This is a genomic window from Dermacoccus sp. Ellin185, from assembly GCF_000152185.1.
In the GTDB taxonomy this organism is placed as follows: Bacteria; Actinomycetota; Actinomycetes; order Actinomycetales; family Dermatophilaceae; genus Dermacoccus; species Dermacoccus nishinomiyaensis.
Window position 1 is genome coordinate 22,709 of sequence record NZ_AEIQ01000088.1, and the last position, 20,533, is coordinate 43,241.

Consider the following 20,533-nt stretch of genomic DNA (forward strand, 5'->3'; position numbering starts at 1 on the left):
TTTCACCCGTGCAGACAACAGCCATCTTCGTGACGTTCGTCGCCGGTCTCGCTCTCGGAGCCCTCGCCATGTGGGTCGCCCTGCGACGCACGGCCGTGACCCCGACGGACGACGTCGCACAGCTCGCCGCGGCGCAGGCCGAACGCGACGTGCTGCGCGAACGCATCGTCGACCTCGAGGCGACGGTGAGCGACGACGCGCAGACGGCCGCACTTCTGGGGCCCCTGCGTGACGCCCTGAGCCGCGTCGAGCGCCAGGTCGCGACGCTGGAACGCGACCGTGTCGAGCAGTTCAGCTCCGTCGACGTCGCCCTGCGGCGCGTCACCGCGACGACCGACGAGCTGCGGCGCGAGACCTCATCGCTGGCCGGTTCGCTCAACGCCTCGAGCGTGCGCGGGCAGTGGGGCGAATCGCAGTTGCGGCGCATCCTCGAGCTGTCGGGCATGCTGCGTCGCTGCGACTTCGACGAGCAGTGGCGCGGGCGCAACGACACCGGTGACGACGTGCGCCCCGACGTCGTCGTCCATCTGCCGGGCGAGCGTTCGCTCGTCATCGATGCCAAGGCGCCGCTGAGTGCGTTCCTCGCGGCGCAGGAGGCGGACCTCGACGAACGCGCCCGCAGCGCCGCGTTGGGGCGCCACGCCAAGCAGCTGCGCTCGCACGTCGACACGCTCGCCTCGAAGCGCTACTGGACGGCACTGCCGCAGGCGCCCGCGTTCGTCATCTGCTTCGTGCCGGGCGACGCGATTCTCGCGTCAGCGCTCAATGCCGACCCCGGTTTGCTCGAGGAGGCGATGGAGCGTCACGTCGTGCTCGCCTCGCCGAGCACCCTCATCGCGACGATGCGCAGCGTCAGCGCGATGTGGCAGCAGGCGACGCTCGAGGAGAACGCCCGCGAACTCCTCACGCTCGGGCGGGAACTGTACGAGCGCATCGGAGTGCTGGCCAAGCACACCCACGACCTCGGCGGCTCGTTGCGACGCAGCGTCGAGGCCTACAACCTGTTCGTCGGCTCGCTCGAGAGCCGCGTCCTCGTCACGGCGCGGCGGATGCACGACCTCGACGTCTCCGCCACCCCGCCGCGGGGCGTCGCACCCCTGGACGTGACGCCGCGCCCGCTCACCCACGAGGCGCTGCTCGAGCCCGTGCTGGCCGAACCCACGCCGGCCGAACCCGCGCCGGGCAACCCCTCGGACGAGCGGGGCTGACGGTGCGCGGCCGGGCATGCTGGACGGGATGTCGAAGGCCCCCGCTCCGACATGGAGCGAGGGCCCGACGCCCGCACGCGTCAGCGCGGCGGCATGTCTCAGTGAAGCGAGTCGGCGCCCTGGGCGACCTGCTCGCCGCCGCGCATCGAGTCGGACATGCCGCGCGCCTTGAGGTCACGGCGCAGTTCGTTCGGCAGCGCGAACAGCAGGCTCTCCTCGGCGGCGACGATCGGCTTGACGTCCTCATAGCCGCGCGCGGCGAGGTAGTCGAGCACCCCGCGCACGAGGATCTCCGGCACCGACGCCCCCGAGGTCACACCGACGGTCGTGACCCCGTCGAGCCATGCCTCGTCGAGCTCATCGGCGTAGTCGACGAGGTGCCCGGCGCGCGAACCGTGCTCCAGCGCCACCTCGACGAGACGGACCGAGTTAGACGAGTTGCGCGAGCCGACGACGATCATGAGGTCGCACTCGGGCGCCATCTGCTTGACGGCGAGCTGACGGTTCTGCGTGGCGTAGCAGATGTCGTCGCTCGGCGGATCCTGCAGGTGCGGAAACTTCTCGCGCAGCCGGCGCACCGTCTCCATCGTCTCGTCGACGCTCAGCGTCGTCTGCGACAACCACACGACGCGCTCCGGGTCGCGCACATCGACGTTGACGACATCGTCGGGCCCGTCGACGAGCGTGATGTGCTCGGGCGCCTCACCCGCAGTGCCGACGACCTCCTCGTGCCCCTCGTGCCCGATGAGCAGGATGTCGTAGTCCTGGCTCGCGAAGCGCGTGGCCTCGCGGTGCACCTTCGTGACGAGCGGGCATGTGGCGTCGATCGTCTTGAGGCTCAACGCCTTCGCCTCCTCGTGCACGACGGGAGCGACCCCGTGCGCAGAGAAGATGACGGTCGCGCCCTCAGGCACCTGGTCGGTCTCGTCGACGAAGATCGCGCCGCGTTTCTCGAGCGTCGTCACGACATGCTTGTTGTGGACGATCTCCTTGCGCACGTACACCGGCGGGCCGTAGAGGTCGAGAGCCTTCTCGACGGTGATGACGGCCCGATCCACGCCCGCGCAGTATCCGCGCGGCGCGGCCAGGAGAACTCGCTTCGTCTGGGTATCCACGCCCACCATCGTAACGACCACGGCCTCCGAGGCCGAGCGAGTGGGAGCGGCATCACGCGTCGTGGGGTCGCGAACGCGAGTGCCGCAGACTGTTCGCTCCCGCAGAGCGCACCTCACCGCCGCATTCGTCCTTCGCGCCCGAGCCGGGCGCCTCGCCCCCGTAGAGTTGCCCCGTGACGAGCACACCCCCAGGCACGGGCACGCCGGCGGGCCTTCCGGCCCTCGCGGGCGACACGACCGCCGAGCAGCCGTGGCCGGTGCGCGTGCTCAGCATGAAGATCGCGCAGTACGTCGATCGCATGTCGCCGCTGTGGGTCGAGGGGCAGATCGTGCAACTCAACGTCCGCGCCCGCACCGCGTATTTGACGCTGCGGGACGCCGACGTCGACATGTCCCTCTCCCTCACCGTTCCGACGAACACGCTCAACGCTATGGGCCCCGCAGTTCGTGAAGGGGCGCGCGTCGTCGTGCACGCCAAACCGACGTTCTGGACGAAGCGCGGCAGCCTCATGATGGAGGGCCGCACGATGCGGCCCGTCGGCGAGGGCGAGCTGCTCCTGCGCCTCGAACAGCTCAAGCGCACGCTCGACGCAGAGGGCCTGTTCGCCCCCGACCGCAAACGGCCGCTGCCGTTCCTGCCCCGCGTCATCGGGCTCATCACCGGCCGCGAGGGCGCAGCCGAGAACGACGTCGTCGAGAACGCGCGACGGCGCTGGCCGGCCGCCCACTTCGAGATCCGCCACGTTCCCGTCCAGGGCCCCGACTGCGTCACCGCCGTCAGCGGCGCCCTGCGCGAACTCGACGGTCTCGACCACGTCGACGTCATCGTCATCGCGCGCGGCGGCGGCTCCTTCGAGGACCTGCTCGGGTTCAGCAACGAGACGCTCGTGCGGGCCGTCAGCGCCGCGCGCACTCCCGTCGTCAGCGCTATCGGGCACGACGTCGACACGCCGCTGCTCGATCACGTCGCCGACCGACGCGCCTCGACCCCGACGGACGCCGCCAAGCTCGTCGTACCGGATCTGGCCGCCGAACAGACCGCCCTCGCGCAACACCGCGCGCGGCTCAGCCAAGGCCTGCGCGGCCGCTTCGCCGCCGAACGGCGCCACCTCAACTCCCTCGTCGGGCGGCCCGTGCTGCGCGAACCGGGCACCCTCGTCACCCAGCAACGCGACGAGGTCGACCGCCTCACGAACCGCAGCGCCTACGCGATGCGGCAGCGTCTCACCCGCGCGCGCGACCAGATCGCTCACGGGCGCGCCCAGGTGGTCGCCCTGTCCCCGCAGAAGACCCTCGACCGCGGGTACGCCGTCGTCCAACACGCCGACGGCTCCCTCGTCATGGCCCGCGACGACGTCAGCGTCGACGACATCCTCAAGGTGACCGTGTCGCAGGGCAACTTCGCCGTCACGCCCTACAGCGGCAAACCGCGGACGCGCCGAGCGGGTACGCCGACGACAACGAAGGCGCGCACGGCTGCATCGTCGAAGAAAGCGACGCAGGGACGCGCGTCCGATGCCCCGAAGGCCAAGAAGAAGACTGCACCGGCGACGGCTGGCGACGACGCGGCGCCCACCACCACCCGATCCGAGACCACCGAGGACGACGCATGAGCGACTCGCACGAGGCACCCGCGAACGAGGCGTCCGACGACGTCATGAACCACGACTCGACCGATGCCGCCCAGGCCGGCACCCCTGGCACCGTGCCCGCGAGCGCGACCGATGCCACAAACGCCGACATCGCGAGCATGGGTTACGAACAGGCTCGCGACGAGCTCGCCCAGATCGTCACGACGCTCGAAGGTGGTCGCGCGCCGCTCGAGGAGAGCATGCGGCTGTGGGAGCGCGGCGAGGCCCTCGCCGATCACTGCACGCGGTGGCTCGACGGGGCACAGTCGCGCATCGAAGAAGCCGTCGCGCGCCGAGAGAACGGCAGCGAACGAGCCTGACGCGCCGCGCGCCGGGCACTACGCGCGCCCGGCCTGAGCGCGTCCGAGTTCAGCGTTCCCGACGCTCGCGTTCGCTCACTTCGCGATCTGGCTGTACGGCTTGGCCGCCGTGGCGATCTGCTGCAACTGGGCCCACGAGCCCTTGCCGGTGACGACGGTGTCGAGCCCGGCGAGCGGCTGCGAGCGCACGAGCCCCTTCTGGCCCGACTGCATCTCGACCTTGCGCCAGCTCACGCCCCCGAGGTCGACGCTGCCGGCATCAGAGCCGGATGCAACGTCCTTGATCCACGCCGCGCCGCCGTCCTTGCGCTGCTGGATCGAGACGTAGTCCTCACCGTCACCCTGATAGCCCGCGCGCCAACGCTCCGCGTGATCCTTGTCGCCCGGCACGATCGCGACGTTGACGGCACGCCACGGCGAACCGAGCCCGTCGGCGACGGCGACGTCCCAGTGCTTCGTCGACGACACCTCGCGCGCGATCTGTGACGCCTGCACGGTGGGCAGTTTCGTGGCCCCCTGACGAGGAATGAGGGCCAAAATCACCAAACAGCCGGCGATACAAGCGATCATGGACAGGACCATGCTCTTGGCGTTTCCCTGCATCCCGCGCCGCTTCGGCGGAGGGGGCGGGGGCATGGCCGGCGCTGACGCAGGCTGTGTCGGCTCGGTGGTCGTGGCCTTCTCGTGCGGGGTACTCACTCCCCCATGTTCGCCGACGCACCCGCGTCAGCGGAAACCGGGGCGGTCCGCCGCCCCGGCCACGCCGCCTCGAGCACCGCGGGAGCCAGCCGCCACACCAGTGCGACATCGAGGAGACACCGACCGTGACATCGAAGCTGCCCACCTACCAGATCCCCGACCGCAACCTGGCGCTCGAACTCGTGCGCGTCACCGAGTCGGCCGCCATGGCCGCCGGCCCCTGGGTCGGTCGCGGTGAGAAGAACCTCGCGGACGGCGCCGCCGTCGAGGCGATGCGCACCCTCATCTCGACGGTGAGCATGAACGGCACCGTCGTCATCGGCGAGGGCGAGAAGGACGAGGCCCCGATGCTGTTCAACGGTGAGCAGGTGGGCGACGGCACGGGCCCTGACGTCGACGTCGCCGTCGACCCGATCGACGGCACGACGCTGACGGCGAAGGGCATGCCGAACGCCGTCTCCGTCCTCGCCGTCAGCGAGCGCGGCTCGATGTACGACCCGAGTGCCGTGTTCTACATGGACAAGCTCGTCACCGGCCCCGAGGCCGCGGACGTCGTCGACATCCGCCTGCCCGTCGCCGAGAACATCCGCCGCATCGCGAAGGCGAAGAACACGACGAACAACGGCGTCACGGTCGTGCTGCTCGATCGCCCGCGCCATGAGCCGCTCGCGCAGGAGATCCGCGACGCCGGCGCGCGCATCAAGTTCATCTCCGACGGCGACGTCGCCGGCGCCATCATGGCTGCCCGCCCCAACACGGGTGTCGACCTGTTGCTCGGCATCGGCGGCACGCCTGAGGGCATCATCACCGCGTGCGCGATCAAGTGCATCGGCGGCGTCATCCAGGGCCGTCTCGCGCCGAAGGACGACGAGGAGAAGCAGCGCGCCCTCGACGCGGGCCACGACGTCAATCGTGTGCTGACGACGAACGACCTCGTCCGCGGCGACAATTGCTTCTTCGTCGCGACGGGCATCACCGACGGTGAACTGCTCAAGGGTGTGCGCTACCGCGAGAACGGCTGCACGACGAGCTCGCTCGTCATGCGCAGCAAGAGCGGTACCGTACGAACCATCGAGGCCGAGCACCGCCTGAGCAAGGTGGCTGAATACGCTTCGGAGCAGTACCAGTAAGTCGGGGCAGCGCATGACGCCGGCCGCGGCGACGAGACGCCAGGAGCCGACGCATGACCCAGCCCAGTACCGCCACCACGCTCGTCATCGGTGAGGCCCTCATCGACGTCGTCCATCCTCGCGACGGCGAGAGCGCGGAACACGTCGGTGGCAGCCCGCTCAACGTCGCGGTCGGGCTGTCGCGCCTCGGCCACCCCGCCGTCCTCGCCACGCACCTCGGCGAGGACGAGCGGGGTCACCGCATCCAGCGCCTGCTCACCGACGAGGGCGTCGAGCTGACGGTCGCGAGCTTCGACCTCGACGCCACGTCGACAGCTCAGGCCCACCTCGATGACGACGGCGCCGCAACGTACGACTTCGCCATCGACTGGCCGGCGGTCACGGGCCTGCCGACGGATGTCGCGCACGTCCACACCGGCTCGATCGGCGCCTCGCTCACCCCGGGCTCCGCGTCGGTCTTCGAGGCTTTGAAGGCCGCTCACGCGTCCGCGACGACGTCGTTCGACCCGAACGTGCGCCCCTCCCTCATGGGCAGCCCCGACGACGAGCGCGAGCGCGTCGAGCAGTTCTGCGGGTACGTCGATGTCATCAAGTCCTCCGACGAGGACGCGCAGTGGCTCTACCCGGGCCGCAGCGTCGAGGAGGTCGCCGAGTTGTGGGCCGGCCTCGGGCCGCGACTCGTCATCATCACCCGCGGCGGTGACGGAGCGCACGTCCGCCTCGCCGAGAGCGGCACCTTCGAGGTGGCCGGGCGCTCCGTCGAGGTCGCCGACACCGTCGGCGCCGGCGACTCGTTCATGTCAGGGCTCATCTCGGGGCTGCTCGACCTCGGGCTGCTCGGCGGTGTCGAGGCCCGTCAGCGCCTCGCGCACGCCCGCGAGGACGACGTGCGCCCCGCCCTCGCGCGCGCCATCGCCACATCCTCGGCGACGGTGACGCGCGCCGGCTCGAACCCGCCCACGCGTGAAGAGATCGCCGGCCTCTGAGCTCGCACCAGGTCTCGACGCTTGCGCCAGTGCACCCGGCGCACAACCACGGCCCGACGGCGACACAGCACAGCCATGCCGAGCACCGTCCTTGCGAGGGCAGCGTCCTTGCAACGCAGCCCCACCGCGCAGTATTCGGATGCCGCACGAACACAGCACGAGGGCCCGCATCGTCACCGATGCGGGCCCTCGACCTCTACTGGAGCGTGACCTCAACCGATGCTCGGGGTGAACCCGAGCATGAGGCTCACATCAAACGCTCAGACGTCCGTTCCTCCGGAGATGGCGCCGCGGGCGTCACGCTCCTTGGCACGCTGCAGCGCGGCCTTGCGCTGCTTCTCCGAGTTCGCCGCGATCTGGGTGGCCTTCTCCTCGTTGCGCGTGTAGTTGTGGCCCGATTCCGGGTCGAACACGTGCATGTGTGCCGGGTCGAACGCGAACTCGACCTCGTCGCCCTCGAAGATCTGCGAGCGAGCGTCGAGGTTGACGACGAGCTGGCTGCGAGCGCCCTCACCGTCGAGGTCCTTCTCGAGCGCGTCGAGGTGCTGCTTCGCGGCCGGGTCCTGCTCGAACGGGATGTAGGCGTACTGCTCGTTGCCGAGCCACTCCGTCTGGTCGACGACGGCCTTGAACGTCGCGCCACCGGAGACCGGGTTGACCTCGGCGTCCTTGATGTACTCGGGGCGGATGCCGACGATGACGATGTCCTTGCCCGCGACGTCACGGGCGAGCTGCTCCGTCATCGGCACGGTCGCGAACGGCAGACGCAGCGTGGTGTCCTCGACCCGTGCGGGCACGAAGTTCATCGGCGGCGAGCCGATGAAGCCCGCGACGAAGAGGTTGGCGGGCTGTTCGTACAGCTCGCGCGGGCTCGCACACTGCTGCAGCACGCCCTTCTTCAGCACGGCGACGCGGTCACCGAGCGTCATGGCCTCGGTCTGGTCGTGCGTGACGTAGATCGTCGTGATGCCGAGGCGACGCTGCATGCGCGCGATCTCCGTCCGCATCTGCCCGCGCAGCTTGGCGTCGAGGTTCGACAGCGGCTCGTCGAACAGGAACGCGTCGGCGTCGCGGACGATCGCGCGGCCCATCGCGACACGCTGACGCTGACCACCGGAGAGGTTGCCGGGCTTGCGCTCGAGGTGCTCGTCGAGTTCGAGCATCTTGCTCGCCTCGCGCACCTTGCGCTGGATCTCGTCATCGCTCACCTTGCCCTTGTTGAGCCGCAGCGGGAACGCGATGTTCTCGAACACCGTCAGGTGCGGGTAGAGGGCGTAGTTCTGGAACACCATCGCGAGGTTGCGGTCGCGCGGTGCGAGGTCGTTGACGCGCTTGCCGTTGATCTCGAGGTCACCGGAGGTGATGTCCTCGAGGCCGACGACCATGCGCAGCAGCGTCGACTTACCGCAGCCGGACGGGCCGACGAGGATCATGAACTCGCCGTCGGCGATGTCGAGGCTGACGTCGTTGACGGCCGGGAATCCGTCGCCGTACTTCTTGACGATGTTCTTGAGCTGGATGCTGGACATGAGGTGTCTCTCCTAAAGAGGCGGGCGTCAGCCCTTGACGGCGCCGGAGGTGAGGCCGGAGACGATCCGACGCTGGAAGATCAGGACGAGGATGATGACGGGGATCGTCACGATGACGGCGGCCGCGGCGATGGCGCCCGTCGGCTGCGTGAACTGGCTGGCGCCGGTGAAGAAGCTCAGCGCGGCGGGCACCGTGCGGGCGTTGCCCGACGTCAGCGAGATGGCGAACACGAAGTCGTTCCACGCCGTGAAGAACGTGATGATGGCCGTCGTGAAGACACCCGGGCCGGCGAGCGGCGCGATGACCTTGCGGAACGCCTGCCACGACGTCGCACCGTCGACCTGGGCGGCCTGCTCCATCTCCCACGGGATCTGCTGGAAGAACGCGGACAGCGTCCAGATCGCCAGCGGCAGCGTCAGCGCGAGGTACGGGATGACGAGGCCGGGGATCGTGTCGAACAGCCCGATCTGACGCCACATGTTGAACAGCGGCGTCACCATCGCGATGACCGGGAAGAACGAGACGGCGAGCGCCATCGTCAGGATCATCTTCTTGCCCGGGAAGTCGAGGCGGGCGATCGCGTAGGCGCAGAACGTCGCGAGGATGACAGAGATCAGCGTGGCGAGCAGCGACACGACGATCGAGTGCCACAGCGCCGGCATGAACAGGTCGGACGCTCCCCCCTTGAGGATCAACTCGTAGTTGTCCCAGCTCGGGTGCGTCGGGAAGAAGTTGCCGAAGCTGTTCTCCTTGCCCGTCGTGTCCGTGAGGGCTGCGTCGCTCTTGAGCGACAGCGCGAAGATCCACACGAGCGGCAGCAGCGTCCAGATCATGACGGGGATGGCGAAACCGAACATCCCCCACTTGGCCTTGTTCGAGACGTTGGTTTCCATCAGTTGTTCCTCCCGGCAGCGAGGTCGACCTTGAAGCCCTTGACGAAGATCGCCGCGATGATGAGCACGCAGAGGAAGAGGATGACAGCGAGGGCAGAGCCCATGCCGATCTCCACGCGATCGATCGCTTCACGGGAGACGAGCATCGAAAGGCTCGTCGTGTCGTTGGCGCCGCCGGTCATGACGTACGGGTTGTCGAAGATGCGGAAGGCGTCGAGCGTGCGGAACAGCAGGGCGACCATGATGGCGGCCTTCATGTTCGGCAGGATCACCTTCGTGAGGCGCTGCCACCAGGTGGCGCCGTCGACCTTGGCGGCCTCCTCCATCGAGGAGTCGACCTGTGCGAGGCCCGTCAGCAGCAGCAGTGACATGAACGGCGTCGTCTTCCAGATCTCCGACAGGCAGATGACGAACAGCGAGCTGCCCCGCTGACCGAACCAGTCGTAGTCGAGCGGGAACGAGCCGAACGTCAGGGTGTGCAGCCAGTGGTTGACGAAGCCGGTGCTGACGTCGAAGCCGAACTTCCACGCGAACGCGGAGACGACCGTGATGATCGCGTACGGCAGCAGGACGACGGTGCGCAGCGTGCGTCGTGGCATGACGATCTTGTTCATGAGCATCGCGATGGCGAAGCCGAGGATCAGCTCGACGACGACCGTGACGATCGTGATGATGAGCGTCGTGCCCATGGCGTTCCAGAACAGCGAGTCCTTGAGCGCGGAGGCGTAGTTCTGGAACCACACGAACTTCTTGCCCGCCGGGTCGGTGAGGCGGTACTTGAAGAACGACAGGTACAGCGCGTTGAGGATCGGGTACAGCGTCACGAGACACATGACGACGAACGCCGGCCCCGCGAGCTTCCACCCGAGGTTGCGCTCGGCGCGTGCGCGATCGGAGAGCGGCGCCTTCTTGCGCTTCGCCCCCGTTGCGACACCGGTGGCCGCACTCTTCTCCATGGATGCAGCGGTACTCACAGCAGGGCCTTCCCCTTCAGGACGTCGAGGATGAACTTCTGGGCCTCGGCCGGAGTGTTCGGCGTCACCTTCGACGGCGGCGAGAACTGCTGCTGCAGAGCCCCGGAGATGTCACCCCAGTAGGGCGAGAGCGGACGCGGCACGGCCTTGTCCAGCGAGGTGCGGATCTGGGCGGCGATCCCGTTCGGGAAGGCCTTCTTGACGTCCGCCGAGTCGTACGAGGCCTTGCGGCTGCTCGGGTTGCCCGAGGCAACCATGTACGCCGTCGTGTTCTTCTCGTTCGTGATGCACTCCGCCGCCTGGTAGGCGAGGTCGGTGTGCTTCGAGTTCTTGCCGACGGCGAGCTGGATACCACCGAACGGAGGCGCGGCGTCGTGCGAGGCGTCGGTGCGCGGGTAGACCGCGGCCGCCACGTCCTCGGCCACCTTCGGCGCGGCCTTCTGGATGGCACCGTAGGAGTAGGGCCAGTTGACGAGGAAACCGCCGCTCGGCGACTGGAACAGCGTCAGCGACGCCGTCTCGTCGGACGAACCGATCGCGGGGCCGCCGACGCCCGACGTCGCGACCTTGTTGATGATCGACGCGGCCTTCTTGCCGGCGTCCGAGTCGAGGCCGAGCTTGATGTTCTCGTACGTCGCGCTCGGGTCCTCGACGATCTTGCCGCCGCCGCCCGCGACGAGCGCGTTGATCCACACGGCGTAGCCCTCGTAGAGCTTGCCCTGGACGCCGACGTTCGTCTTCGTCTTCTTCGCGGCGTCGATGACCTGATCCCACGTCACCGGCTTGCTCATGTCGAGACCGGCCTTCTGCGCGACCGACTTCTTGTACCAGAGCAGCTGCGTGTTCGCCCAGAACGGCACGGACGTCAGCTTGCCCTTGTACATCGAGGCGTCGATGGAGCTCTGGACGCGGTCCTCCGTGAAGTTCTTCTGCATCGACTCCGGCACGGGCGCGAGGTAGCCCGCAGCAGCGAACTCGGTGACGAACGCCGGGTCGGTGCTCATGAGGTCCATCGAGCTGTCGCCCGCGGCGAGGCGACGCAGCAGCTGCGTGCGCTGGTCGGAGGCCGAGTTCGGCAGCAGCTCGACCTTGATCTTGTACTTGCCGCCGGAGGCCTTCGTGCAGTTCGCGGCGAGTGTGGCCTGGCCACCCTTGGAGGCGTCGGAGTTGCCGACGTCCGGGTTGATGTACCAGGTCAGCGTGGGCGTGCCGCCCCCGCTGTCGCCACCGCACCCGGCGAGCGCGGTCGTCGCGAGCATCGCCATCGATGCTGCGGCAGCCACTCGCCTGCGTGACTTGGATGTGTTCATGAACACCGCTCCATCCTTGTTAATCGACAACTCATCATCCACGCACGCTGTGATGGACGCCATACTTGCACCGCCAGGGAGACCAAACGGTTATTGAGCCGTTACACGATCGCGCGATCAGGGGTGCTACGTTCGCCCTCCCCGCCTGCGATCTGCGTCCACATCTGCGATTTTCGTCAGCATTCACACCCCACCCGCGCATGCCCTGACGGCGGCGCCGCCGGCTCGTCGGGCCGCAGCCGCGTCGCGCTCCGATAGTCTCCACGCATGGCTGATTTCGCGTACTCCGACCTGCTGCCCACCGGCGAGGACACGACCACCTACCGCAAGCTGACGAGCGACGGGGTGCGCACGCTCGAGGGCCCCGGCGGGCGTACCTTCCTCGAGGTCGACCCCTCGGCCCTGGAGACGTTGTCGGCCACCGCGATGCACGACATCGCGCACTATCTGCGTACGTCTCACCTCGCGCAGCTGCGCAAGATCCTCGACGACCCCGAGGCGAGCAACAACGACAAGTTCGTCGCGCTCGACCTGCTCAAGAACGCGAACATCGCGGCGGCGGGCGTCCTGCCCATGTGTCAGGACACGGGCACGGCGATCGTCATGGGCAAGAAGGGTTCGCAGGTGCTCGTCGCGCGTGACGAACACCACCCCGCGCCCGACGAGGCGTCGCTCGCGAAGGGCGTCTACGACGCGTACACGAAACTCAATCTGCGCTACAGCCAGATGGCACCGCTGACGATGTGGGACGAGAAGAACACCGGCTCGAACCTGCCCGCGCAGATCGAGATCTACGCCGACAGCCAGCCGGGCCACGAGACCACCTACAAGTTCCTCTTCATGGCCAAGGGCGGGGGCAGCGCCAACAAGTCGTTCCTGCACCAGGAGACGAAGGCGATCCTCAACCCCAAGCGCATGCTCGAGTTCCTCGACGAGAAGCTGCGCAGCCTCGGCACCGCCGCGTGCCCGCCGTACCACCTCGCCGTCGTCATCGGCGGCACGAGCGCCGAGTTCGCGCTCAAGACCGCGAAGTACGCGAGCGCGAAGTACCTCGACGAGCTGCCGACGTCCGGTGACGCCGCCACCGGCCACGGCTTCCGCGACCCGGAGCTCGAGGAGCAGATCCTCGAACTGACGCGCAACTTCGGCATCGGCGCGCAGTTCGGCGGCAAGTACTTCTGTCACGACGTGCGCGTCGTCCGCCTCCCGCGCCACGGCGCGTCGCTGCCCGTCGCGATCGCCGTCAGCTGCTCGGCCGACCGTCAGGTGCTCGGCAAGATCACGCGCGAGGGCGTGTTCATCGAGCAGCTCGAGACCGACCCGGCGCAGTTCCTGCCCGACGTCACCGAGGCGCACCTCATCGAGAGCGGCGACGAGGCAACCGGCGCGGGCTCGACCGGCAAGGGCGCCGCCGTCGACATCGACCTGAGCCGCCCGATGGACGAGATCCGCGCCGAGCTGAGCAAGCATCCCGTCAAGACTCGCCTTTCGCTGACGGGGACGCTCGTCGTCGCGCGCGACATCGCGCACGCGAAGATCAAGGAGCGCCTCGACGCCGGCGAGGAGATGCCGCAGTACCTCAAGGACCACCCGGTCTACTACGCAGGCCCCGCGAAGACGCCGGAGGGCATGGCGTCCGGTTCGTTCGGGCCGACGACGGCCGGGCGCATGGATTCGTACGTCAAGCAGTTCCAGGCCGCCGGCGGCTCGATGGTGATGCTCGCCAAGGGCAACCGCAGCGCCCAGGTGACGGAGGCCTGCCAGGAGTACGGCGGGTTCTACCTCGGCTCGATCGGCGGCCCGGCCGCGCGTCTCGCCCTCGACTGCATCAAGAAGGTCGAGGTGCTCGAATACCCTGAGCTCGGCATGGAGGCCGTGTGGAAGATCGAGGTCGAGAACTTCCCCGCGTTCATCGTCGTCGACGACAAGGGCAACGACTTCTTCGCCGCCACGGCGAAGCCCACCGCCATGACCATCACCACCCGCCCCGGCCTGAGCTGACGGCGCCGACGTCATCACCAAGGAGCCACCATGAGCAGCACCCTCACGCCGCAGCAGGCCTGGGACACCCTCGTCGAGGGCAACCGACGCTTCGTCTCCGGCACGACGCAGCGCCCGCACAGTGACGGCGAGCGCCGGCGCGAGCTCGTCGCCGGGCAGGCACCCCAGGCCGTCATCTTCGGGTGCGGCGACTCCCGCGTGCCGGCCGAGATGATCTTCGACCAGGGCCTCGGCGATCTGTTCGTCGTGCGCACCGCGGGCCACGTGCTTGACCCCAGCGTGCTCGGCTCGATCGAGTTCGGCACCGAGGTGCTGCGCGCACCGCTCGTCGTCGTGCTCGCGCACAAGAGCTGCGGCGCCATCAACGCGACGCTCGCCGCCGAGGAGACCGGCGACATGCCGCCGGGGTACCTCCACACGATCATCGAGCGCGTCATGCCGTCGATCCTGCACGGGCGCAAGCACGGGCTGACGACCGGCGAGCAGTTCGAGGCCGAGCATGCCCGGGCGACGAGCGAGCTCCTCCCCCAGCGCAGTCAGCTGATCCGTGATCGCATCGACGCCGGCCGGCTCGCCGTCGTCGCCGTGCACTACGACATCGGTGAGGGCGAGGCGCACGTCGTCGGCACCCTGGGTGACATCACGGCCTGATCGTCCGCCGCTGTCGCCATGCCGCCACCCCCAGCGGGTGGCGGCACGCCTGATGTCGCGGCACGCACAGGCTGCTGTGCGCCCCTCCCGGGCCACTCGCACACTCCGGGGCCTCGGGAGGGCCCGCAGGGACGTTCGGCCCTGACGCGGCGGGCCGGCTCGGCCTACCGTCAGTGGTGACCCGACGTCTCGTCCGGGAACCCGCCGACGAAATGAGCCGTCATGCCCAAGCCCGCCGTTCGCGTTGCCGTCAGCGGAGCCGCTGGCGCCATCGGTTACAGCCTCCTCTTCCGCATCGCCGCGGGTGAACTGCTCGGCCCCGACCAGCCCGTAGAGCTGCGCCTGCTCGAGGTCGACGAAGCGCTCCGCAAGCTGGAGGGCACCGTCATGGAGCTGCAGGACTGCGCGTTCCCAATGCTCGCAGGCACGGAGACCGGCTCCGACGCGCGCCGCATGTTCGACGGCGTCAGTCACGCGCTGCTCGTCGGCGCGAAGCCGCGCGGGCCGGGCATGGAGCGCGGCGACCTGCTCGAGGTCAACGGCCACATCTTCGGCCCGCAGGGAGAGGCGCTCAACGACGCTGCCGCCGATGAAGTGCAGGTCACCGTCACCGGCAACCCGGCGAACACGAACTGCCTCATCGCGATGCATGCGGCACGTGACATCCCGAACGAACGCTTCAGCGCGCTGACGCGCCTCGACCAGAACCGCGCCGTCGCGCAGCTCGCCGCGAAGACGGGTGCGAGCGTCACCGACATCCACGACGTCATCATCTGGGGCAACCACAGCGCGACGCAGTACCCGGACGTCACGCACGCGACGATCCACGGCCGTGCCGCGCGCCTCGAGGTGGGCGATGACGCCTGGCTCAACGACGTCTTCATCCCGACGGTCGCGAAGCGCGGCGCCGCGATCATCGACGCCCGAGGCGCGTCGTCAGCGGCGAGCGCCGCGAGCGCGACGATCGATCACGCCCGCGACTGGGCTCTCGGCACCGACCAGATCGTCTCCATGGCCGTGCCGTCGGACGGCTCCTACGGTGTGCCCGAGGGGCTCGTGTCGAGCTTCCCCGTCACCGTCACCGAGCGCGCCTGGCGGATCGTTCCCGACCTCACGATCGACGAGTTCAGCCGCACCCGCATCGACGCGAGCGTCGCCGAGCTCGAGAGCGAGCGCGACGCCGTCCGCGCACTCGGGCTCATCTGAGCCCAACGACTCGCGGCGGCGCGTCAGGAGACCAGGGGGTTCCTGACGCGCCGACGTGCATCCCACGAACAGTAGGGCCCGAGCGACCGGGGCCGTCTGACGTAGCCGGCACGACTGGTGAACTGCAGGACGTCACAGCGTCATGACGAGCTATCGACGAACCTCACCATCCGGTCGAACGCCTCGTCGAGCTCATCGCTCGCGACAGCGAGGCTCATCCGCATGAACCGCTGCCCGTCGACGGGGTCGAAGTCGATCCCGGGGGTGATGGCGACGCCCGTCGCGGCGAGCACGTCGGCGCACCAGCGCGCGGAGTCGTCGGTGAGGTGCGCGACGTCGCACCAGGCGTAGAACGCGCCGTCCGGTGGCGCGTAGGTCGTCACCCCGATCTCGGGAAGGCGCCGCTGCACCAACTCACGATTGCGCCGGTACGTCTCGACGTGCTCCTCCAGCTCACCGCGTGCCGCCTCGCCGAGGGCCGCGAGCGCCGCATGCTGTGACACGACCGGCGGGCAGATCGTGAGATTCGAGGCGAGAATGGCGACGCGTCGGCGCAGGTGCGTGGGCACGAGCATCCACCCGACGCGCCAACCCGTCATCGAGAAGAACTTCGACACCGAACCGATGACGGCGCCCTGGCGCGACGTCTGCCACGCGCTCGACGTCGCGCGCCCGAACGAGATGCCGTGGTAGATCTCGTCGCTGACGAGCAGCACGCCGTGCGCGTCGCACCAGCGCGCGATGGCTGCGAGTTCGTCAGCGTCGATGATCGTGCCCGTCGGGTTGGCGGGGCTCGCGACGACGAGCCCCTTCGGCGCGGCGCCGCGCGCGACACGTTCCGCCTCGAGCATCGCGACGGTGGGTTGGTAGCGCACCTCGGCGCCGCACGCGAGCTCCACGACGGACGTCCCCAGCGCCCGCAGCGTGTTGCGGTAGGCGGGGTAGCCCGGGCGGGTCATCCACACCTCGTCGCCGCCGTCGAACGCAGCGAGGAACAGCAGCGTGAACGCGCCCGACGACCCGGTCGTGACGACGACGTCGTCAGCACTCACGTCGTCGACGCCGAGGCCGCGGTGATACGCGGCGATCGCCTCACGCAGCGGCCGGATGCCGACCGTCTCGGTGTACCCGAGCGCATCGGCCTCGATCGCCGCGACGGCCGCCTCCCGGGCTGCGCGCGGCGCGCCCGTCGAGGGCTGGCCGGCGCACAGGCTGATGACGTCGCCGTGCGTACGCTGACGTTCCGCTGCCGCGGCGAGCACCTCCATGACGTGGAACGGCTCGACGTCGCTGCGTCGACTCGGCTGGGCGGCTGGCAGGCTCATGCCTGCCACTGTGACACACCCCGCACGCGTGACGGCCGTCGGCGCTGTCCGTCAGCTCCCGTCGACAACTCGCCGGGCCACCACACGACTGGGAGGCACACGACTGCGCCCAGATGCACCAGGGTGCATCTGGGCGCAGGACGAAAGCGCGCAGCCGGCAGTTCAGTCGATCGACAGCTCGCGCTTGACGACGTCGGCGAGGTGCGTCGCGACGGCCTGCGCGCGTTCGGCGGTGTCGGCCTCGACCATGACGCGCACGACCGGTTCGGTGCCCGACTTGCGCAGCAGCACGCGCCCGGCGCCGGCGAGGTCGCTCTCGGCGGCGCGCACAGCGGCCTGCACGCCGTCGTGCGAATCGACGGCCGACTTGTCGACGCCCTTGACGTTGATGAGCTTCTGCGGCATCCGCTGCATGACGGCGCCGAGCTGGGCGAGCGAGCGCCCACTCGAGGCCACGCGGGCAGCAAGGAGCAGGCCCGTGAGCACGCCGTCACCGGTCGTGCCGTGATCGAGTGCGATGACGTGCCCCGACTGCTCGCCCCCGAGCGAGTACGACCCGCGGCGCATCTCCTCGAGCACGTAGCGGTCGCCGACACCGGTCTGCTTGACGGCGATGCCCTCGCGCTCCATCGCCTTGATCATGCCGAGGTTGCTCATGACCGTCGCGACGAGCGTGTCCTCGGCGAGCACGCCGCGCTCCTTGAGGTCGAGCGCGAGGATCGCCATGATCTGGTCACCGTCGACCACCTCACCCGTTCCGTCGACGGCGAGGCAGCGGTCCGCGTCACCGTCGAAGGCCACACCGAAGTCGGCTCCATTCGCGACGACCGCTTCCTGCAGCTTCTCCAGGTGCGTCGAGCCGTAGCCGTCGTTGATGTTGAGCCCGTCCGGCGTCGCACCGATGACGACGACGTCCGCGCCCGCGCGGCGGAACACCTCGGGCCCGACGACGGAGGCCGCGCCGTGCGCGCAGTCGACGACGATCTTGAGGCCCTCGAGGCGGTGCGGAAGCGCGCCGAGCAGGTGACCGATGTACTTCTCACCGCCCTCGGCGTAGGAATGCACACGCCCGACCGACGCACCCGTCGGACGCTCGTACTCCTCATGCAGGTGCGCCTCGATCGCATCCTCGAGCGCGTCGGGCAGCTTGTGGCCGCCGCGGCTGAAGAACTTGATGCCGTTGTCGGGCATCGCGTTGTGCGAGGCCGACAGCATCGCGCCGAGGTCGGCGTTCATCGTCGCCGTCAGGTAGGCGATGGCCGGCGTCGGCAGCACGCCCGCGTCGTAGACGTCGACGCCCGCGCTCGCGAGCCCGGCGACGGTGGCCGCACCGAGGAACTCCCCCGACGCGCGCGGGTCGCGTCCGACGACGGCGACAGGACGCTCGTGATCGGCCGAGACCTCCCCGGCCTCGACGAGTACCCGTGCTGCTGCGACGGACAGCCCGAGTGCGAGCTCTGCCGTGACGTCCTGGTTGGCGACGCCACGCACACCGTCAGTGCCGAACATGCGGCCCATGTGCCCCTCCTGAGGTCTTCGGAATCTCTCTCCACAATACGCGGCGGTACGCGAATCGCTCCGCACCCGGCGCATGGGCCGGATACGGAGCGATTCGAGCAGTGCAGCGCGTGGATCAGCGCTTGCTGAACTGCGACGCCTTGCGGGCCTTCTTGAGACCGGCCTTCTTGCGCTCCGGAACGCGTGCGTCACGCGTGAGGAAGCCGGCCTTCTTGAGGATCGGACGGTTCAGCTCTTCGTCGACGCCGTTCAGCGAACGGGCGACGCCGAGGCGAACGGCACCGGCCTGGCCCGAGGGGCCACCGCCGTGCACGCGCACGAGGACGTCGTACGCACCGTCCAGCTCGAGCACCGTGAGGGGCTCGTTGACGATCTGCTGGTGCACCTTGTTCGGGAAGTACTCCTCGAGGGTGCGGCCGTTGATCTTCCACTCGCCCGTACCGGGGACGATGCGGACGCGGGCGATAGCCTGCTTGCGGCGGCCGGTCGCGGCGCCGGGCGCGGAAGCGGACGGGCGACGAACCTCGCCGTTCTCGCCGACGGGGCCGGTCGACTCGCTCGTGTATTCGGTCAGCTGCGGCTCGTCCGTCTCGAGGACGTCGAGCTCAACGTTCTGGTCTGCCACGGTTCTCCTAAGAATTCAGCAGCGCGCGCGATTACTGCGCGACCTGGGTGATCTCGAACGGCTTGGGCTGCTGCGCGGCGTGCGGGTGTTCGGCACCGCGGTACACCTTGAGCTTGGCGATCTGGGCGCGGCCCAGCTTCGTCTTGGGCAGCATGCCTCGGACGGCCTTCTCGACGGCCTTCTCCGGGTCCTTCGCCATGAGCTCCGTGTAGGAGGTCGAGGTCAGACCGCCGGGGAAGCCCGAGTGACGGTAGGCCTTCTTCTTCTCGAGCTTGGCGCCGGTGAGGGCGACCTTGTCGGCGTTGATGATGATGACGAAGTCACCGGTGTCGATGTGCGGCGCAAACGTGGGCTTGTGCTTGCCACGCAGCAGCGATGCAGTCTGGGACGCGAGGCGACCCAGAACGACGTCGGTGGCGTCGATGACGTGCCAGGTGCGGTCAGCCTGAGCCGACTCCTGGTTGGGGGTGAACGTACGCACGGTCGTTCCCTTCGTTCTGTCGTTGACGATGGGCGGCCACTTCGTGCGCGGTCACCGCCCGGGCGACAGCCCGCATGCGACCAGCTGCGACGAAGCAACAGTCATCCAGTCTACGGCAGATGCACACCCGGTCGAAATTGTGCAGTCATGACGTATCCCCTTGCGCCGCAATGTCTTTCACGGATCGCCACACCCGTCGATCGACGCACTCCGGGTCGATCGCACAACAATTGTGCAAAATGGACGCCTCCGTCGTCGCGCTGTCGACTCCGGTAGCCTCGGGCCATGAACACGGCCGCGGGCAGCGACCCCTACCGCGTCATCGCCCATCCGATGCGTTCGCGCATCCTCGCCCACCTGCGTCTGCACGGCGGTTCGACGTCTGCCGAACTGGCCCGAGCCCTCGGCACGCACACCGGGGCGACGAGCTACCACGTGCGCGTGCTCGAGAGCGCAGGCCTCGTCGAGGACACCGGGCTCGGCAACGCGAAGACGCGCGTCTGGGCTCTCGTCGACGAATCGGACGACACCGATGACGCGAATCCCAGCGATGCCCTCGAGTTCCTCGACGACGCCGACGCCGACGACGCGCGCTGGCTCGAGCACGACTTCATCACGCACGTCAGTGAGCGCGCCCACGCCTGGGTCGACGAGCAGGACGCCTGGCCCTACGTGTGGCAGGACGAGTGCCGCGCATTCGACTCCCCCGTCCTCGTGAGCGAGGAGCAGATGAGCGCTCTGCGCTCCGAGATGGAGGCGCTTCTTACGCGGTATCGCCGAGCCGGCGCAGGCACCCCGGGTGCGCGACGGGTCGCCGTCACCGTCGTCCCGCTGCCGTTGCCGAACGTCACGTGAGCACTGGCCCAGGCGAGCTCCATGACCGGCCGATGAATGCGAGCGAACGGGCCGAATCCGTGCGTCCGGCCACTC

General features: G+C 68.9%; 19 protein-coding genes. 9 read left to right on the forward strand and 10 right to left on the reverse strand.

Features of this window, described 5'->3' with window-relative positions:
* The first annotated feature begins 8 nt into the window (after positions 1 to 8).
* The gene (locus HMPREF0321_RS09475) at positions 9 to 1,208 is read left to right on the forward strand and encodes a DNA recombination protein RmuC (RefSeq protein ID WP_006946157.1); all 1,200 of its coding nucleotides are present in this window, start codon (positions 9 to 11) and stop codon (positions 1,206 to 1,208) included.
* A 98-nt stretch (positions 1,209 to 1,306) separates the two neighbouring features.
* Here HMPREF0321_RS09475 and HMPREF0321_RS09480 read toward each other — a convergent pair whose 3' ends face one another.
* Positions 1,307 to 2,332, reverse strand: a complete 1,026-nt coding sequence (locus HMPREF0321_RS09480; protein WP_040014810.1) for a 4-hydroxy-3-methylbut-2-enyl diphosphate reductase — start codon at positions 2,330 to 2,332, stop codon at positions 1,307 to 1,309.
* Positions 2,333 to 2,496: 164 nt separating this feature from the next.
* Here HMPREF0321_RS09480 and xseA point away from each other — a divergent pair, with 164 nt between their 5' ends.
* Together xseA and HMPREF0321_RS09490 are read left to right on the forward strand one after the other, a co-directional pair.
* Positions 2,497 to 3,936, forward strand: coding sequence for an exodeoxyribonuclease VII large subunit (gene xseA, locus HMPREF0321_RS09485; RefSeq protein WP_006946237.1), 1,440 nt, complete (start codon positions 2,497 to 2,499; stop codon positions 3,934 to 3,936).
* On the forward strand, positions 3,933 to 4,274 hold the full coding sequence (locus HMPREF0321_RS09490) for an exodeoxyribonuclease VII small subunit (protein ID WP_006946291.1): 342 nt from the start codon (positions 3,933 to 3,935) through the stop codon (positions 4,272 to 4,274). Before xseA ends, HMPREF0321_RS09490 begins: the two co-directional genes overlap by 4 nt.
* A gap of 75 nt (positions 4,275 to 4,349) precedes the next feature.
* Here the strand turns inward: HMPREF0321_RS09490 and HMPREF0321_RS09495 are convergent, their stop codons facing one another.
* Complete coding sequence (locus tag HMPREF0321_RS09495) at positions 4,350 to 4,910, reverse strand: DUF4245 family protein (RefSeq protein ID WP_081873592.1); 561 nt, start codon at positions 4,908 to 4,910, stop codon at positions 4,350 to 4,352.
* A gap of 188 nt (positions 4,911 to 5,098) precedes the next feature.
* On the opposite strand from HMPREF0321_RS09495, the gene glpX reads away from it, so the two are divergent.
* Both glpX and HMPREF0321_RS09505 read left to right on the forward strand, forming a co-directional pair.
* Positions 5,099 to 6,103: a class II fructose-bisphosphatase gene (gene glpX, locus HMPREF0321_RS09500; RefSeq protein WP_006946101.1), complete on the forward strand. Its 1,005-nt coding sequence runs from the start codon at positions 5,099 to 5,101 to the stop codon at positions 6,101 to 6,103.
* Positions 6,104 to 6,156: 53 nt separating this feature from the next.
* The gene (locus HMPREF0321_RS09505) at positions 6,157 to 7,089 is read left to right on the forward strand and encodes a carbohydrate kinase (protein ID WP_006946224.1); all 933 of its coding nucleotides are present in this window, start codon (positions 6,157 to 6,159) and stop codon (positions 7,087 to 7,089) included.
* A gap of 260 nt (positions 7,090 to 7,349) precedes the next feature.
* Here the strand turns inward: HMPREF0321_RS09505 and HMPREF0321_RS09510 are convergent, their stop codons facing one another.
* The 4 genes from HMPREF0321_RS09510 to HMPREF0321_RS09525 are packed head-to-tail and all read right to left on the reverse strand — an operon-like array spanning position 7,350 to position 11,796.
* Positions 7,350 to 8,618: an ABC transporter ATP-binding protein gene (locus HMPREF0321_RS09510; RefSeq protein ID WP_006946297.1), complete on the reverse strand. Its 1,269-nt coding sequence runs from the start codon at positions 8,616 to 8,618 to the stop codon at positions 7,350 to 7,352.
* Between the two features lie 27 nt (positions 8,619 to 8,645).
* Positions 8,646 to 9,512 carry a carbohydrate ABC transporter permease gene (locus HMPREF0321_RS09515; protein ID WP_006946055.1) on the reverse strand — a complete coding sequence of 289 codons (867 nt, stop codon included), beginning with the start codon at positions 9,510 to 9,512 and terminating at the stop codon, positions 8,646 to 8,648.
* A complete protein-coding gene (locus tag HMPREF0321_RS09520; protein ID WP_006946255.1) occupies positions 9,512 to 10,468 on the reverse strand; it encodes a carbohydrate ABC transporter permease in 957 nt (318 codons plus the stop codon). The genes HMPREF0321_RS09515 and HMPREF0321_RS09520 overlap by 1 nt, the downstream gene beginning before the upstream one ends.
* Positions 10,469 to 10,482: 14 nt before the next feature.
* On the reverse strand, positions 10,483 to 11,796 hold the full coding sequence (locus HMPREF0321_RS09525; protein WP_040014836.1) for an extracellular solute-binding protein: 1,314 nt from the start codon (positions 11,794 to 11,796) through the stop codon (positions 10,483 to 10,485).
* Between the two features lie 267 nt (positions 11,797 to 12,063).
* Between HMPREF0321_RS09525 and HMPREF0321_RS09530 the strand changes: the two genes are divergently transcribed.
* The 3 genes from HMPREF0321_RS09530 (at position 12,064) to HMPREF0321_RS09540 (ending at position 15,654) form a co-directional block, all read left to right on the forward strand.
* The gene (locus HMPREF0321_RS09530) at positions 12,064 to 13,797 is read left to right on the forward strand and encodes a fumarate hydratase (RefSeq protein ID WP_006946265.1); all 1,734 of its coding nucleotides are present in this window, start codon (positions 12,064 to 12,066) and stop codon (positions 13,795 to 13,797) included.
* Between the two features lie 30 nt (positions 13,798 to 13,827).
* Positions 13,828 to 14,448 (forward strand): carbonic anhydrase, encoded by a 621-nt coding sequence (locus HMPREF0321_RS09535; protein ID WP_006946116.1) that lies wholly within the window; start codon positions 13,828 to 13,830, stop codon positions 14,446 to 14,448.
* Positions 14,449 to 14,670: 222 nt separating this feature from the next.
* Entirely contained in the window at positions 14,671 to 15,654 is a 984-nt protein-coding gene (locus HMPREF0321_RS09540; RefSeq protein ID WP_006946296.1) for a malate dehydrogenase, read from the forward strand.
* Between the two features lie 140 nt (positions 15,655 to 15,794).
* On the opposite strand, the gene HMPREF0321_RS09545 is transcribed toward HMPREF0321_RS09540, so the two are convergent.
* The 4 genes from HMPREF0321_RS09545 to rplM form a co-directional block, all read right to left on the reverse strand.
* Positions 15,795 to 16,979, reverse strand: a complete 1,185-nt coding sequence (locus HMPREF0321_RS09545) for an aminotransferase class I/II-fold pyridoxal phosphate-dependent enzyme (RefSeq protein WP_040014837.1) — start codon at positions 16,977 to 16,979, stop codon at positions 15,795 to 15,797.
* Positions 16,980 to 17,141: 162 nt separating this feature from the next.
* A complete protein-coding gene (gene glmM, locus HMPREF0321_RS09550; protein ID WP_006946295.1) occupies positions 17,142 to 18,497 on the reverse strand; it encodes a phosphoglucosamine mutase in 1,356 nt (451 codons plus the stop codon).
* Between the two features lie 115 nt (positions 18,498 to 18,612).
* A complete protein-coding gene (gene rpsI / locus HMPREF0321_RS09555) occupies positions 18,613 to 19,122 on the reverse strand; it encodes a 30S ribosomal protein S9 (RefSeq protein WP_006946115.1) in 510 nt (169 codons plus the stop codon).
* Positions 19,123 to 19,153: 31 nt separating this feature from the next.
* Positions 19,154 to 19,603, reverse strand: a complete 450-nt coding sequence (gene rplM / locus HMPREF0321_RS09560; protein WP_006946227.1) for a 50S ribosomal protein L13 — start codon at positions 19,601 to 19,603, stop codon at positions 19,154 to 19,156.
* 285 nt (positions 19,604 to 19,888) lie between these two features.
* Here rplM and HMPREF0321_RS09565 point away from each other — a divergent pair, with 285 nt between their 5' ends.
* Positions 19,889 to 20,458: a helix-turn-helix domain-containing protein gene (locus tag HMPREF0321_RS09565; RefSeq protein ID WP_006946201.1), complete on the forward strand. Its 570-nt coding sequence runs from the start codon at positions 19,889 to 19,891 to the stop codon at positions 20,456 to 20,458.
* Positions 20,459 to 20,533: the final 75 nt, after the last annotated feature.

Coding starts and splice junctions, on each gene's coding strand:
- HMPREF0321_RS09565 (WP_006946201.1), top strand. CDS start 19,889: ATGAACACGGCCGCGGGCAGCGACCCCTACCGCGTCATCGCCCATCCG.
- glmM (WP_006946295.1), bottom strand. CDS start 18,497: ATGGGCCGCATGTTCGGCACTGACGGTGTGCGTGGCGTCGCCAACCAG.
- HMPREF0321_RS09490 (WP_006946291.1), top strand. CDS start 3,933: ATGAGCGACTCGCACGAGGCACCCGCGAACGAGGCGTCCGACGACGTC.
- HMPREF0321_RS09505 (WP_006946224.1), top strand. CDS start 6,157: ATGACCCAGCCCAGTACCGCCACCACGCTCGTCATCGGTGAGGCCCTC.
- HMPREF0321_RS09480 (WP_040014810.1), bottom strand. CDS start 2,332: ATGGTGGGCGTGGATACCCAGACGAAGCGAGTTCTCCTGGCCGCGCCG.
- HMPREF0321_RS09510 (WP_006946297.1), bottom strand. CDS start 8,618: ATGTCCAGCATCCAGCTCAAGAACATCGTCAAGAAGTACGGCGACGGA.
- HMPREF0321_RS09520 (WP_006946255.1), bottom strand. CDS start 10,468: ATGGAGAAGAGTGCGGCCACCGGTGTCGCAACGGGGGCGAAGCGCAAG.
- HMPREF0321_RS09515 (WP_006946055.1), bottom strand. CDS start 9,512: ATGGAAACCAACGTCTCGAACAAGGCCAAGTGGGGGATGTTCGGTTTC.
- HMPREF0321_RS09530 (WP_006946265.1), top strand. CDS start 12,064: ATGGCTGATTTCGCGTACTCCGACCTGCTGCCCACCGGCGAGGACACG.
- HMPREF0321_RS09535 (WP_006946116.1), top strand. CDS start 13,828: ATGAGCAGCACCCTCACGCCGCAGCAGGCCTGGGACACCCTCGTCGAG.
- HMPREF0321_RS09545 (WP_040014837.1), bottom strand. CDS start 16,979: ATGAGCCTGCCAGCCGCCCAGCCGAGTCGACGCAGCGACGTCGAGCCG.
- HMPREF0321_RS09495 (WP_081873592.1), bottom strand. CDS start 4,910: ATGCCCCCGCCCCCTCCGCCGAAGCGGCGCGGGATGCAGGGAAACGCC.
- HMPREF0321_RS09525 (WP_040014836.1), bottom strand. CDS start 11,796: ATGAACACATCCAAGTCACGCAGGCGAGTGGCTGCCGCAGCATCGATG.
- HMPREF0321_RS09540 (WP_006946296.1), top strand. CDS start 14,671: ATGCCCAAGCCCGCCGTTCGCGTTGCCGTCAGCGGAGCCGCTGGCGCC.